We start from the raw sequence: 14,286 nt of genomic DNA, 5'->3' as shown, positions 1-14,286 counted from the left end.
CGATACGCCGGTTCGACAAGCTCAGTGGCTACGCAGGACGAACGGGGCGGGTTGCTTACGACCCGCCCAGCACGTTCACGCTGAACGCCACGACGCCTAAATTGAACACGAACGCGATCAGGCAGTGGCCGGTCACGGTGCGGCGCATGGTGCGTGAGGTGATCGACACGTCCGACGTCTGGAACGTCATGCCCAGCGTGAAGGCGAAATAGACGAAGTCCCAGTAATCGGGTTCGTCGGTGCCGGGCATGTCGACGCCGCCGCTGTCCTTGCCCGCGCCGTCGGCGGTGTAGAACAGATGCGCATAGTGCAGCGCGTAAATGGTGTTGGCGAACGCCCAGGCGAGCAGCAGTGTCGCGACGACCAGTACCACCACCTGCGGTTCGGGGGTGCCGCGCTGCGCCAGTTCGATCGCGATCGCGGTCAGCAGCACCAGCGTGATCGCTGCGGACAGGATCAGCAGCAGCGGACGATTGGCGTCGTTGCGCCGCGCCGCTTGCCGCATCCGGTCGGCCGAGGCGCCGAGCAGCGGCACGCAGGACAGCAGGAACACGACCGCGGCGATGTCGAAGGCGAGCGGTACGCCGATCCGCCAGCCAAAGGCGGGTAGCGCCCAGCAACCCGCGGCAACGGCGACCGCGGCGAAGGCGACGAAACGTGCGGGCGCAAGGCGCTGGCCGAGGTTCAGGGGCATGGGGCGGGTGTATCGTGGCAGTAACGATGGGACAATTCCTCCCCGGTACGGGGAGGGGGACCAGCGAAGCTGGTGGAGGGGGAGCGCGGCGAACGCTATCGCCTCACATACGGCCACCCCCCTCCACCATGCTGCGCATGGTCCCCCTCCCCGTACCGGGGAGGAGCTTGCGTTGCGTTGCTTCACAGGCGACAGCACTCGCACCGTCCGTCCACCGAAAGGTCCGCCCATGTCCGTAACCTTGCGCGCCTTCCTCGTCGCGGCGTCGGGGATCGCGGTCTATACGGTGATGGATGCGCTGATGAAGCAGCTGTCGATCGATAGCGGTGCGTATAACGCGGTGCTGTGGCGGTCGGTCGGTGGGGCGGCGTTGTGCGGTGTCCTGTTCGTCGCGCTCGGGCGGCGCTGGCCGGCGTGGCCGACACTCAAGCTGCACCTCGGGCGGGGGATCGCTGCTGGATCGTCGGTTGTCCTGTTTTTCTGGGGACTTGCGCGGGTGCCGATGGCGCAGGGGGTGGCGTTGACCTTTCTGGCGCCGTTGATCGCGCTGTATCTGGCGGCACTGTTCCTCGGCGAGACGATCCGCCGCGCGGCGATCATCGGATCGGTGATCGCGTCGGCGGGCGTGCTGGTGATCGCGGCGGGGGAGGTGCAGGCCGATGCCTCGACACAGGCGGTGCTGGGCAGCCTCGCCTGCGTCGCCGCGTCGGTGCTCTATGCCGGCAGCCTGATCCTGCTGCGGCGGCAGGCGCAAGTCGCCGATCCGGTCGAGGTCGCGTTGTTCGCCAATCTGGTGATCGGGGGAATGCTGCTGCCGGCGGCGCCATGGCTGGGCGCGGTGCCGGCGGGGGCGCAGCTGCTGCCGCTATTGGGGGCGATCCTGCTCAACATCGCGTCGGTCATGGCGCTCGCCTGGGCCTATGCGCGTGCCGAGGCGCAGGTGCTGGCCCCGGTCGAATATAACGCGTTCGTCTGGGCGGCGCTGGCGGGATGGGTGGCGTTCGGCGAGACGGTGTCGCCCTATACGCTGGTCGGCGCGCTGCTGATCGTCGCGGGCTGCGTGGTGGCGGTGCGGCGGCGGGTGCCGGCGGTGCAGAGCGAGGCGGGGGCATGAGCGCCGACGCGCGCCTGTCGGGATGGGTCGCGTGACGTGGCGGCGAATAATGGGCGGGGCGTCCTAACCCTTGACGTCGATGTTCATCGCGATCGAGAGGCGGTCGCGGGTGCCGTTGTGCGGGCGGACACCATGCCGCAACCAGGACGGGAACAGCACCAGATCGCCTGCGCGGGTCGGCAGGCGGCGTTCGTTCGACTGCGGCCGGCCATCGGTGCCGACCATGCGAAAGCCGGGTAGGCGCATCATAGTCACCGGAAAGCGCGGGTCTTCGAAATAGAGTTCGCCGCCGGCATCGCGATCGGCCGGATCGGTACCCATGTCGAGATAATAGACCGCGGCCCACAGGACGCCGGGGTGGGCGTGGCTTGTGTTCAGTGCACCGGGTGGGGAAATATTCGCCCACATCCGTACGCTCCATTCGACCCGTGCGGGGTCGCGCCCTTCGAAGTGCGAGGCGCGACGCGCCATGCGGATGGCGAGGTCGGCGAGCCGTTCGGCGGCGTTGCCGCCCCAGCGCAGCATTTCGGTGTCGCTGTGCCAGCCGCCGACGTTCGACCGGTTCAGTCCATCGGCATCGCCCGCGGCACGCGACAGGATCGCGCGGCGTAGATCGGCGTCGATCGCGCCGGCATCCTGCACCTGTGCGTGCAGGATCGGCGTTTCGAACAGCCCAAGTTGGGCCGCGCGGACCCGCAGCGCATCAGGGGACAGGCCGGTTGCGGCAATGCCGCGATCCGATGCCGGCTGCGCCATGTTCTGTCCCCGGGGTCCGTTATCGGATCAGCGACCCGGTACCTCGTAGTCGTGCGGCTCTTCGCCCTGGGCCTTGGCTTCGTTGTAGCGTTCGATCGCCTCGAGCGTGATGCGCTTGGCTTCCTCGGCGCCGCCCCACGTGCCGATGCGGACCCACTTCTTCTTTTCGAGGTCCTTATAATGGGTGAAGAAATGTTCGATCTGTTCGAACACGATCTCGGGCAGATCGGTCTTTTCGCCGACGTTGCTGTAGTACGGGAAGGTCGAGTCGACCGGCACGCACACCAGCTTTTCGTCGCCGCCGGCTTCGTCCTCGAGGTTCAGCACCGCGATCGGCCGGGCGCGGACGACGCAGCCGGGGATGAAGGGCGAGCGCGACACGACCAGCGCGTCGAGCGGATCGCCGTCGGGCGACAGGGTGTGCGGCACGAAGCCGTAATTCGCCGGATAGCGCATCGGCGTGTGCAGGATGCGGTCGACGAACAGCGCGCCCGAAGCCTTGTCGAATTCATACTTCACCGGTTCGCCGCCGGTCGGAACTTCGATGATGACGTTCAGGCTGCTCGGCGGATTGTCGCCGACCGGCACCATGTCGATGCGCATTGATAGTCTCCCTTTTCTCGCACGGACGCGTGAGTATCACGCCCTTTAGCCGGAATTATCGGTCGTTAAAGCACGTTTTGTTTGGAATCTTCGCATGGGGCGATCGGGTGGTCCCGCAACGGGACCACCCGGCCGACCCGTCACTTCGCGGTGAGCAACCGGTCGAGCCCGCCATCGCCCTGACCGACCTTTTCCAGACGGGGATAGCGATGCCCGTCATGATAGGGGATCGCGATCTCGCGCACCGCTTCGTTCAGGTTGACGGTCAGCAGGATCGGCTCCTTCGTGCCCTTCGCCGCGCCCACCGCATCGCGCAGCCGGTCGGGGGTGTAGGCGCTGCCGTTGACCGCGACGATGGTCGTGCCGATTTCGAACCCGGCCTTGAACGCCGGGCTGCCCCAGATCACGCTGGTCACCTTGCCATCCTTGTTCGCACCCATACCGAGCGAATAGGGTAGCGACACGCCGCCCGCGCTCTTCTCGCGCCCCTTCAGATAGGGGGTCGGGGTGTCGGTGTAGATCAGGCGGTAGCCATTGGCGGCGAAGCCGTCGATCGGCGCGCGATCGGTGCGGGCGTTCAGCCGCTTGTCGAGGAAGCCGGCCCAGTCATAGGGCTGGATGCCGTTCAGCGTCTTGACGACATCGCCCAGCGTATAGGGCAGCACGCCCCAGTCGCCGTCGCGCACCCCGAAAAAGGCGCGGGCGAAATCGTCCATCGACCGGGTGCCGCCCGACTGTTTGCGGAGCATCGAATCGACCTCCATCCACACCAGCAGCCCTTCGTTGTAATAATCCTCCGACCGCTGCCAGCTGACCCAGCCCTTGGGACGGCGGGCGGTGATGACCGGATCGTTGGTGGTGTCGATCAACGGGCGCCATTGCCGCCCCTCACGCGCGTCCAATGCGGCGGCGATATCGGCATAGGCGTCGAGCGTGTCCTGCTTCGATACCAGCCCGGAGCGGGCCTGCAGCACATAGCCCCAGAATTGCGTCTGCCCTTCATAGACCCAGAGCAGCGAGTTGCGCATCGGCGTGCGGAAGTCGGGCGTGAACAGGTCGGCGCCGCGACGGTATTTCCCGTCCCAGCTATGGGTGAATTCGTGCGGCAGGAGGTTGCGCTCGCCCGGCCCCGAGTTCCAGTCGGTGAAATAGCCGGGATCGACGCCGTTCTCCGAACTGCGATGATGTTCGAGGCCGATCGAGCCCATCTTGTCGGTGATCGACAGCAGGAATTCATACTTGTCGTAATGCTGCGCGCCGAACAGCTTCACCGCCTGTTCGACCAGCCGGGTGTGCGCGGCGATCTGATCGGGGGTGGCCGCCAGTTCGGACGGCTTGTCGGCGACGACGTTCAACCCGACGCGATCGGTGAGCGGGAAGCGCTTGAAATATTTGCCCGCGAACACCGGCGAGTCGATTAGCGTTTCGTAGCTGGTGCGATCGTACTTATAGACGCCGCCCTGCAGCTTCGACGGCAGGCCCGATGCGGCGGTCCAGCCGGCGGGATAGCGCACCGACGCCTCGATCGGGATACGGCGCGTGTAATAGCCCGCCGGGTACAGGCTGACCGCTTCGAATTGCAGGTTCAGCATTTCGGGGGTGACGACGATGCGCCCCTGATCGCCCTGCTGCGCCGACAGGAACTGGAACTGCACGTCGAGATTCCGCGCACCGGCGGGCACGTCGATATGGAAGGAATACATGTCGAGCGCGTCGCGGGTCCAGGGCAGCTCGCGGCCATTGGCGCGGACGACGAGGCCGGCCAGCTTCTCGATCTCGCCGCGCGGACCATGTTTGCCGGGGAGCCATTTCGGCATCATCAGCACCATGTGACCGCTGCGGGCCACCGGGATCGTTTCCTTCACGCGGAAAATGCCCTGCACCGTGTCGGTCGCATCGACGTCGAGCTTGATCGTGCCGGGATAGTCGATGTCGCGCGCCACCGGCACGGTGTCGACGATCGGGGTCGGTTGCGGCAGGGTGTTGCCCGGCGGGTTGATCTGGGCCGTGGCGGGCAGGGCGGTGGTCAGCAGCAATGCGGTCAGCGGGATACGCAGCGAATGGGTACGCAAGGGCAGGGACTTCCTTCGGACGCGGATTTGCTTCACCGGATGCTTACCATGTCGGTGATAGCGGATGGCACCATGTATCACGCCAAGTCGTTGGCTGCGCAAGCCGAACCCGAGTCACGACCCGCATCGGCGGTATCGACCGGCGTGGGGCTGGCCGGGCTGGCCGGGCTGTGCTGCTGGATCGCGGTCGCGTGGCATTACGGGATGGACGGACCCTATGCGGCGCTGGTCAACGTCGCCGCCTGTGCCGTCCCGATGGTGCTGTGGTCGCTGCTGGTCGACAAGGTGCATCGCAACCCGTCGACGGGCATCGACTGGAGCAACGTCCGGCCGTGGCGCGAGACGGTGGAGATCAGCCTGACAAAGCTTGCCGGGCTATGGCTGGCCTGGGGCGCGATCGCGGGCGTCTATGCGACCGGGCGGTTTTACTGGGAGGGTGGGTTCGCCTTTTCGATGTGGGCGTTCGAATGGGCGGCGGTGCCGCTGTTCCTGCTGTCGATCCCGTACATGCTGTGGATCGACCGGCGGCTGGTCGATCCGAAGGACGGGTGCTGGGCGCTGGGGGCATGGGCGATGCATTTGCCCGAGCCGATCGACCGGGAGGCCATTTACAACCATCTGCGCGGCTGGGCGGTGAAGGCGTTCTTCCTCGCCTTCATGATCGCCATCGTGCCGCCGGGGTTCGGTGAGTTCATTCGCACCCAGCGCGCCGACATCCTGACCGGGCCGGTGCCGCTGGCCAACTGGCTCATCACCTTCATGTTCGTAATCGACGTGGCGTTCGCGACCGCCGGCTATATCCTCGCGATGCGGCCGCTCGACAGCCATATCCGCACCGCCACGCCCTATGCCGCCGGCTGGGCGGCGGCGCTGATTTGCTATCCGCCGTTCATCCTGATGGCCGATGGCGGGCCGCTCGATTACCATCCGGGGACGGCGGACTGGACGTACTGGTTCGCCGGCCAGCCGGTGCTGCTGTGGATCGTTGGCGCGGTGCTGGTCGCGCTGACCGCCATCTATGCCTGGGCGACAATGGCGTTCGGCCTGCGCTTTTCGAACCTGACGCACCGCGGCATCCTGACCCATGGACCGTACGCATTCAGCCGGCATCCGGCCTATCTGTCGAAGAACCTGTTCTGGTGGATTTCGACGATCCCCGTGCTGACGACGGCAGACAGCTGGACCGAGGCGGCGCGCAACACCGCGATCATGGCGGCGGTCAGCGGCGTCTATTACTGGCGGGCGAAGACCGAGGAACGGCATCTGGGTGCCGACCCGGTCTATCGCGCCTATAGCGGCTGGATGACGCGCCATGGCGCCATCCCGCGCGCCCTTGCCCGACTTGGGATCGGGCGGGGGGCGTGACGCCCCCGCCCGACCCGATCAGAACCCGCCCGACAGGGTGAAGAACGCCATGCGCGGCGGCTGCGCATAGGTGTTGAAGGTCCGCGCGGCGGCACCGACGATGATCTCGTAGACGCCCTTGCGATCGGTCAAATTGGTGATGTTAACCGACAGGCGTGGGTTGCGCAGGCCCAGCCCGAGGGTCTCGGGCAGCGTGTAGCTGGCCTGCAGGCTGACGAGATAGCGGCCCGGTACCGACTGGTCGTTGGTATAGGTCGCGAAGCGGCGGCCGACGAAATCGCCGATCGCCTGCACCTCGAACGGTCCCGACGCGGCGGTGACGACGGTCTTGTTCAGCCAGCGCGCGACGTTCGGCACGTCCTTGCCCGCCGTCGCGATGGTCGTGGTGCCGCTGACATAGTCGTCGTCGTAGCGCGACCGGTTGTACGACAGCGCATTGTAGATCGAGAAGCCCGGCCCGAAGCGCAACGTCGCCGCGGCATCGATGCCGTTGGTGGTTACGCCGCCGACATTCTGCAGGATCGACACGCCGCCGATGACCGAGGCGATGACCGGCGTCGCGCTGATCTGCAGCAGGCGGTTGCTGAAATCGACGTGATAGGCGCTGAGTTGTCCCTCAATCGCGGTGATCGGGCCGAGATCGACATTGTGGCGCGAGCGGATGCCGGCTTCGTAGGTCCATGACGATTCGGGCTGGGTGTTCGCCTTGATCTGGTCGAACGCCTGCTGGCTGCCGACGGCGAAGGGCGACAGGCCGGCGGCGACCGACGCCTGGAACTGGCGCACATTCTTCTGGATATGGCCGAAAATCTGGTCGCTGGGCGTCACGTCCCATACCGCGCCGATCGCGGGCAGGAACCATTTGCGGGTGTCGAGCTGTCCCTGCGGAAAGCCGGTCGACGAGCCGGGCAAGGCGCCCGGCAGCGGCTGGACCGGAATGCGGCCTTCGGCAAATTGCAGGCTGGATTTGAAGCCGCCCTCGATCGCCAGGGCCGGGGTCACCTGCCACCGGTCCTGCACGTGCAGCTGGACCAGATCATATTCGGTGACGCTGGCATATTGGGTCAGCCGGCGCAGCGCCGGGTCGGCATATTCATAGGGCGAGGGTGGGCTGCCGACCGGGACCGCATACCAGCGGCGGAAGATGGTATTGCGGTTATGTTCGTACCAGCCGCCGATGTCGAAGACGTGGTCGCCGCTGGTGACGGTCACCGCCGCCAGCGAACCGACGCGGCTGATGCCATATTCGGTGGTGCGCAGCGCATAGCCCGAATTGCCGAAGACCTGCTTCAGATTCTGACCGGGATAATAGATGCGGAACAGCCCCGGCAGGCCCGCGACCGAGATCGGACCGACGATCTGCCCCTGACCATCGTCATGATGGTAATAGGGCTGGAGCTTGAAGACGACGCCGTCGCCGAGCTTCTGTTCGAGCTTCAGATAGGCGAGATAGTCGGTACGCTGCGCGTCGCCATAATAGTTGGTGTAGTTGGCCGGGTTGTTCGACGGCGGCGCACCGTTCGCATCGAGATAGGCGAGCGCCCGCTGCCAGTCGGGATAGAGGACGGTGCGGTAATAGGGTTCGAAGCTGCCGGTGTTGCGCGCGACCGAATCCTGGTTCGGTTCGTCCTTCTGGCTATAGGCGAAATAGCCGGTCAGCGTGGTGGTCGGCGTGGTGTGGACGAACTTGGCGTTGGCCTGCCACCCCTTTTGCCGGGCGTCGAATTCCCATGCGCGGGCGTTCTGGCGGACGCCCGAGATGTAGAGCGCGTTGCTGCCGCCCAGCGCATCGAAACGGCCGGTGTCGAGGCGCAGATAGCTGCGGCTGGCGTCGTAGCTGCCGAAGGTCTGGCCGAAACGGCCGCCCATTTCCGCTGCCGGATCGCTGGTATAGGTTTCCAGACCGCCGCCCAGATTGCTGGCCGATGCGGTGGCGAGGTCGGCGGCACCGGCGGTCAGGCGGACGCGCGCGACATTTTCGCTGATGACCGCGCGCTGCGGCGACAGGCTGTTGAAATTGCCATAGGACTGGTCGCCGAGCGGCACGCCGTCGAGGGTGAAGCCCAGCTGGTTCTGGTTGAAGCCGTGGACGAACAGCGCGATATTCTGTTCGTTGTTACCCCATGGATCGGCGGTTTCGAACTGCACGCCGGGCAGCGTCTGGATCGCCTTGACCGGGTTGACGCCGGGCAGGACCTTCTGGATTTCGGCAGCTTCGAGGACGACGGCCGAGCGGGTGGTGCGCTTGCCGGTCACGACGACGGTGGCATCGCCTTGATCGTTCGTCTCGGTCGAGGCGTCGGCAGCAGGCTGCGGCGCGATCTGCTGCGCCGCCGCAGGGGCGACGAGGATCAGCGACGCAAGCGAGGATGCAAGCAACAGGCGCGCGCGACGGCGCACCTGCAAGGTAACGGACAACATCAAATTCCCTCCCGGAACCGCGGAAACGCGGGCCGGGATCGCCTATGCGTCGTCAGTGACAGTTACGCGTGAAACCGATTGCAGTTCGATGAATACGGAAAATCGTCATCCGGATTAACCAAATATCAGAAGCTGTATTCGTCGTAGACGTTCGTCAGGTCGCCGGCCCATTCGCCGGCGAACCTGTCGAGCAGCACCTGTGCCGGGACCTTGCCCGACCGGACGACCTCGCGCAGCGGTTCGAGGAAGCCACTTTCGTCCTCGCCCGACGGGCCGAGGCGGCGGCGGGCGGAGAGGCCGCGTCCGGCGATGTCGAGCACCTCGCCCGCGACGTCGCGCAGGCGACCGCCGCCGGGCAGCGGCGCGTCGAGACCGAGCGCCGGGACCGCGTCGCGCAGCGCCTGCCGGTCGTCGATCGACCAGCCCTTGACCAGATTCCATGCCGCGTCGAGCGCGCCCTGGTCGTAGAGCAGCCCCACCCAGAAGGCGGGCAGCGCGCAGATGCGCCCCCATGGACCACCATCGGCACCGCGCATTTCAAGAAAGGTCTTGAGCCGCACTTCGGGGAAAGCGGTGGAGAGATGGTCGGCCCAGTCGTCCATCGTCGGCTTCTCGCCCGGCAGGACCGCCAGTTCGCCCTTCAGGAAGTCGCGGAACGACAGGCCGGCGGCGTCGATATAGCGACCGTCGCGATAGACGAAGTACATCGGCACATCGAGCGCATAGTCGGCATAGCGTTCATAGCCGAACCCGTCCTCGAACACGAAGGGCAGCATGCCGGTGCGTGCCGGATCGGTGTCGGACCAGATGTGCGAGCGATAGGAAAGCTGGCCGTTGGGCAGCCCTTCCGTAAAAGGCGAATTGGCGAACAGCGCGGTCGCGAGCGGCTGCAGCGCGAGGCCGACGCGGAATTTCTGCACCATGTCCGCCTCGCTCGCATAGTCGAGGTTGACCTGGATGGTGCAGGTACGCAGCATCATGTCGAGGCCCATGGTGCCGACGCGCGGCATATGGTTAAGCATGATGCCATAGCGGCCCTTGGGCATGATCGGCAGTTCGTCGCGCCGCTTGTCGGGCCACATGCCGAGACCAAGGAAGCCGAGGCCGAGTTCGTCGCCGACCGCCTTCACCTGATCGAGATGGCGACCGGTTTCGGCACAGGTCTGGTGCAGGTTTTCGAGCGGCGCGCCCGACAGTTCGAACTGCCCGGCAGGTTCGAGGCTGACCGATCCGTCCTTGCCGGTCAGCGCGATGACCTTGCCGCCCTCTTCGACCGGGCGCCAGCCGAAGCGTTCGAGGCCGGCGAGCAGGTCGCGGATGCCGCCCGGTTCGTCATAGGACGGCGCCGCGTGATCGCGGGTGCGGTAGACGAATTTCTCGTGCTCGGTACCGATCCGCCAGCGCTCCGCCGGCTTCTCGCCCCCCGCAAAATAGGCGATCAGTTGCGAGCGGTCCTCGATGGCCGCTGCGTTGCTGTCCGAAACGGTCTTCGTGCTCATGGTCGCGCCCATAAACGGGGCGGAGGGGCGACGCTAGGGGGCTGTCGTTGATATGGGTATAGCGCCGCTACCAGTCGCCGGCCGCCGCCATCCACAAGGCGGTCGCCGCCGCCGCCGCCGTCTCCGCGCGCAGGATGCGGGGGCCGAGCGCGATGCCGACCGCCTGGGGCAGGGCGCGGACCGCGTCGCGTTCCTCGGGGTCGAATCCGCCTTCGGGGCCGATCAGGATCGCGGCGGGGCCGGGATGAGCACGCATCGCCCCGACGGCGGGCACGCCGCCGGTTTCGTCGGCGAAGAACAGCGTGCGGGTCTCGGGCCAGTCGCGCAGCAACGCCGTCAGCTTGACCGGTTCGGCGAGTTCGGGAAGCGCGGTGCGGCCGCACTGCTCGGCCGCCTCGACCGCGTGCGCGCGCAGGCGATCGAGGTTCAGGCGATCGACGACGGTGCGGCGGGTCAGCACCGACAGAATGCGGTCGACACCCAGCTCGCACGCCTTTTCGATCACCCAGTCGATGCGGCCCTTCTTGGTCGGGGCGATGCACAGCCAGAGGTCGGGTACGATCTCGCGGTCGCGCAGATGGTCGGTCACGTCGAGGATCAGGTCGCGCTTGCGGACCTGTGTCGCGACACCGCGCCATTCGCCGGTCCGGTCGTCGAACAGGCGGACGGTGTCGCCGTCCTTCATGCGCATCACCGACAGCAGATAATGCGCCTGCGCGCCGTCGAGGCGGATCTGTGCGCCCTGACCGAGCGGCTGATCGACGAACAGGCGGGGCGACGAATCGGGCGGCCAAGCGGGGGTAGCGGGCATGGACGCCGGTTAGGACGCCAGCTTCATCAGCACCAGCCCGCCGAGCAGCATCGCCGCCGCGGTCAGGCGCAGCGGCGTCACCGCTTCGCCGAGCAGGACGATGCCGACCACGAACGCGCCGAGCGCGCCGATACCGGTCCATACCATGTAGCTGGTGCCGAGCGGCAATTGCTTCATCGCGAGTGAGAGCAGCCCGAAGCTCAGAAACATCGTGACGAAGGTGGCGATGGTCGGCAGCGGTTTCGAAAAGCCGTCGGACAGCTTCATGTAATAGGCCCAGACGATCTCCAGCAGTCCGGCGACGGTCAGCATCACCCATGGCATCACGGCGTTTCCGCGTCGCGTTCGATGCGGTAGGCGGCATCGAGATAGCGATCGGCCGCCGCGCGCAGCGCCGGTTCCTTCTCGAACGCTTCGGCGGGGGCCGGGGCGAAGCCAAGCGCGTCCATCAGCGTCCACAGCGCGAAGCGGCGCGACGGATCGCGCTCGACCCCGAAGTCGATGCCCATGCGTTCGCGGGCGGCGGCGATCGTCGCCGGATCGGCGGTTTCGGGGTCGGTCGATCCGAAATAATGGCTGAGCAACTGGTCAAGGTCCATGCGCCGTCTGTAGCCGTGATCGGCCGCGCGCGCGACCGGTTCGTGACCGCGGCATGACGAAGGTTTAACGCAACAAATCCGTCGTTTCGGGCACTGTATCCGGCATCGGACATGGTGTCCGAAGGAGGTTCGACATGCGTTCGGTTTCGCTGATCGTCCTGCCGCTGGCGATGCTGGCGGCGCAACCGGCATTCGCCAAGGGCTGCGTACGCGGTGCCGCTGCCGGCGCGGTCGCCGGCCATTTCGTCGGCAAGGGGCATGGGCTGCTGGGCGCGGCGGCGGGCTGCGTCGCCATGCACCATCATTATGCGAAGCAGGCCAAGGCGCGCTGAGCGATTGCGACCCGCCGCCCCGCAGGACGGGACGGCGGGGATTGCCGGTTTAGCCGATCTGCTTGTCCTGCGCGCCGCTGTCAGGGCGGGCCGGACCGAGGACGGGTTCCTCGCCCAATGGCTTGTTCTGGAACACGGTGAACTCGCCGCGACCGTCGACGCTGGGGCCATCGGTCCAGCGACCTTCGGGGAAGGTGCCGTCGACCGACGTCGCGTAGAAATTATAGTTGTTGGCCTGATCCTCCATTTCCTGCGGGAAGCTGTTGGGGATCGGCAGGTTGGCGGCGGCCCCGCCCAGTTCCTCGACCACCGCCAGCCACTGCTGCTGGTGCATGGTGTCGCGGGCGATCATGTAATGCAGCATCCGCTTCATGCCGTCGTCGCGGGCGGCGTTGAACAGGCGAACCGCCAGCACGCGCCCGGTGCTCTCCGCCGCGACGTTGCAATACATGTCGGCGGCGACGTTGCCGCTGGCATAGATGTGGCTCATGTTGAACGGCACGCCGTCGGAATCGATCGGCATTGCCGCAAGTCCACTCGACAGCAGGTTCTTGTGGATCAGTCCTTCGATCGACGCCTTCGCGCTATGGCCGCCCATCACCGCGCCGACGATGCCGTCGCTGGCGCCCTCCTCCTGCAGCGAGGCGGGGGCGGTTTCGAGGTTGAGCGCGACGGCGGTCGCCAGCATCTCGATATGGCCGATCTCTTCGGTCGCGGTGTGCAGGAGCATGTCGCGATATTTAGTGGTCGGCGCGCGATTGCCCCATGCCTGGAAGAAATATTGCATGCAGACGCGGATCTCGCCTTCGACGCCGCCAATCGCCTGTTGCAGCATCCGCGCGAAGGCCGGATCGGGGCGCTCGACCGTGACGGGGTACTGAAGCCGTTTGTCGTGATAGTACATCGGGGACACTCCGCTGGAGACCAGTCGGGCTGCAACGGGTCGGCGATGCAGAAGGTCGCGCGGAATTTGGCTTTATTTCCGTAACTTGCGTCAGTTTTCGCGAGTGGTCTTACCTTACGGGCGGTTCGTCGCGGCGCATTCCCCCTGTCGCTTCGGGCGCAGCCGTGGCAGCAGGGGGCATGTCGTCCCCAAGTCCTGCCGCCGCGTCCGAACAGGTTGCCGATACCGAACATCGCGGGCTGATCGCCATCCTGCCACGGGCGGCACGGCCGTTCGCGCTGCTGGCACGGTTCGACCGGCCGATTGGCTGGTGGCTGCTCTATTGGCCGGGGGCCTGGGCGATGGCGCTGTCGGGACGCACGATCGAGCAGTGGGACATGCTGCTATGGTTCTTGATCGGCAGCATTGCGATGCGCGGCGCGGGATGCGTCTATAACGACATCGTCGACCGCGATCTCGACCGGCAGGTGGCGCGGACCGCCAATCGGCCGTTGGCGAGCGGCGCGGTGTCGGTGAAGGCGGCGTGGGTCTGGCTGGTGTTCCTCAGCCTGATCGGGTTGGTGGTGTTGCTGCAACTGAACTTCACCGCGGCGATCGTGGCGCTGGCCAGCCTCATGCTGGTCGCCGCCTATCCATTCATGAAGCGCATCACCTGGTGGCCGCAGGCGTGGCTGGGCATGGTGTTCTCGTGGGCGGCGCCGGTCGCTTGGGCGCAGATGGGGAACGACGACTGGCTGCCATTGGCGTTGCTCTACGCCGGGTCGATCGCGTGGGTGATCGGCTACGACACCATCTATGCGTGTCAGGATATCGAGGATGACGCGATGGTCGGGGTGCGGTCCTCGGCACGGGCGATGGGCAGTAAGGTGCGGCCGGGCGTGACGTTGCTCTATGCCGTCGCCATCGCCTGCTGGGCCGGAGCGGTGTGGCGGGTGTTTCCGACGCCGCTGGCGCTGGCCGCGTTGCTGCCCGGCGCACTGCATCTGGTTTGGCAGGTTGCGACGCTGAAGCCCGCAGAGGGTGCGAACACGTTGCGCCGCTTCCGGTCGAACCGCGATGCCGGGTTGCTGATCTTCCTTGGCCTGCTGGTGGTGGGGCAGGCGGCATGAGCGTTGC

14 protein-coding genes are annotated in these 14,286 nt (G+C 66.4%); 4 read left to right on the top strand and 10 right to left on the bottom strand.

From position 1 onward, the window contains the following. Positions 1–55: 55 nt before the first annotated feature. Positions 56–694, bottom strand: coding sequence for a DUF1345 domain-containing protein (locus MF607_RS06285; RefSeq protein ID WP_242116709.1), 639 nt, complete (start codon positions 692–694; stop codon positions 56–58). A 229-nt stretch (positions 695–923) separates the two neighbouring features. Between MF607_RS06285 and MF607_RS06280 the strand changes: the two genes are divergently transcribed. Further along, the gene (locus MF607_RS06280) at positions 924–1,808 is read left to right on the top strand and encodes a DMT family transporter (protein ID WP_242116708.1); all 885 of its coding nucleotides are present in this window, start codon (positions 924–926) and stop codon (positions 1,806–1,808) included. Between the two features lie 63 nt (positions 1,809–1,871). Here the strand turns inward: MF607_RS06280 and MF607_RS06275 are convergent, their stop codons facing one another. The 3 genes from MF607_RS06275 to MF607_RS06265 form a co-directional block, all read right to left on the bottom strand. Further along, positions 1,872–2,564, bottom strand: a complete 693-nt coding sequence (locus MF607_RS06275; protein ID WP_242116707.1) for a TIGR02466 family protein — start codon at positions 2,562–2,564, stop codon at positions 1,872–1,874. A 27-nt stretch (positions 2,565–2,591) separates the two neighbouring features. After that, entirely contained in the window at positions 2,592–3,167 is a 576-nt protein-coding gene (gene ppa / locus MF607_RS06270) for an inorganic diphosphatase (protein ID WP_242116706.1), read from the bottom strand. 140 nt (positions 3,168–3,307) lie between these two features. Next, positions 3,308–5,239 carry a M61 family metallopeptidase gene (locus tag MF607_RS06265; protein WP_242116705.1) on the bottom strand — a complete coding sequence of 644 codons (1,932 nt, stop codon included), beginning with the start codon at positions 5,237–5,239 and terminating at the stop codon, positions 3,308–3,310. A 48-nt stretch (positions 5,240–5,287) separates the two neighbouring features. On the opposite strand from MF607_RS06265, the gene MF607_RS06260 reads away from it, so the two are divergent. Next, the gene (locus MF607_RS06260) at positions 5,288–6,604 is read left to right on the top strand and encodes a methyltransferase family protein (RefSeq protein ID WP_431311902.1); all 1,317 of its coding nucleotides are present in this window, start codon (positions 5,288–5,290) and stop codon (positions 6,602–6,604) included. Between the two features lie 18 nt (positions 6,605–6,622). On the opposite strand, the gene MF607_RS06255 is transcribed toward MF607_RS06260, so the two are convergent. From MF607_RS06255 to MF607_RS06235, 5 genes are all read right to left on the bottom strand, one after another. Next, on the bottom strand, positions 6,623–9,025 hold the full coding sequence (locus tag MF607_RS06255; RefSeq protein WP_242116704.1) for a TonB-dependent receptor: 2,403 nt from the start codon (positions 9,023–9,025) through the stop codon (positions 6,623–6,625). 125 nt (positions 9,026–9,150) lie between these two features. Continuing rightward, a complete protein-coding gene (locus tag MF607_RS06250; RefSeq protein WP_242116703.1) occupies positions 9,151–10,524 on the bottom strand; it encodes a glutamate--cysteine ligase in 1,374 nt (457 codons plus the stop codon). Positions 10,525–10,591: 67 nt separating this feature from the next. After that, positions 10,592–11,335, bottom strand: a complete 744-nt coding sequence (locus tag MF607_RS06245) for a 16S rRNA (uracil(1498)-N(3))-methyltransferase (protein WP_242116702.1) — start codon at positions 11,333–11,335, stop codon at positions 10,592–10,594. Between the two features lie 9 nt (positions 11,336–11,344). Then, on the bottom strand, positions 11,345–11,659 hold the full coding sequence (locus MF607_RS06240; protein WP_056456028.1) for a DMT family transporter: 315 nt from the start codon (positions 11,657–11,659) through the stop codon (positions 11,345–11,347). Beyond that, on the bottom strand, positions 11,659–11,934 hold the full coding sequence (locus MF607_RS06235; protein WP_242116701.1) for a hypothetical protein: 276 nt from the start codon (positions 11,932–11,934) through the stop codon (positions 11,659–11,661). Before MF607_RS06235 ends, MF607_RS06240 begins: the two co-directional genes overlap by 1 nt. Before the next feature lie 134 nt (positions 11,935–12,068). On the opposite strand from MF607_RS06235, the gene MF607_RS06230 reads away from it, so the two are divergent. Then, positions 12,069–12,266 carry a hypothetical protein gene (locus tag MF607_RS06230; protein ID WP_242116700.1) on the top strand — a complete coding sequence of 66 codons (198 nt, stop codon included), beginning with the start codon at positions 12,069–12,071 and terminating at the stop codon, positions 12,264–12,266. A 49-nt stretch (positions 12,267–12,315) separates the two neighbouring features. On the opposite strand, the gene MF607_RS06225 is transcribed toward MF607_RS06230, so the two are convergent. Continuing rightward, complete coding sequence (locus MF607_RS06225; RefSeq protein WP_242116699.1) at positions 12,316–13,170, bottom strand: manganese catalase family protein; 855 nt, start codon at positions 13,168–13,170, stop codon at positions 12,316–12,318. 179 nt (positions 13,171–13,349) lie between these two features. Here MF607_RS06225 and ubiA point away from each other — a divergent pair, with 179 nt between their 5' ends. Next, on the top strand, positions 13,350–14,279 hold the full coding sequence (ubiA, locus tag MF607_RS06220; RefSeq protein ID WP_242116698.1) for a 4-hydroxybenzoate octaprenyltransferase: 930 nt from the start codon (positions 13,350–13,352) through the stop codon (positions 14,277–14,279). Positions 14,280–14,286: the final 7 nt, after the last annotated feature.

Source organism: Sphingomonas lacusdianchii (assembly GCF_022664395.1).
GTDB classification, from domain to species: domain Bacteria; phylum Pseudomonadota; class Alphaproteobacteria; order Sphingomonadales; family Sphingomonadaceae; genus Sphingomonas; species Sphingomonas lacusdianchii.
The sequence above is the reverse complement of the archived record's forward strand: the minus strand, read 5'-3'. Positions and strand labels throughout refer to the sequence as shown.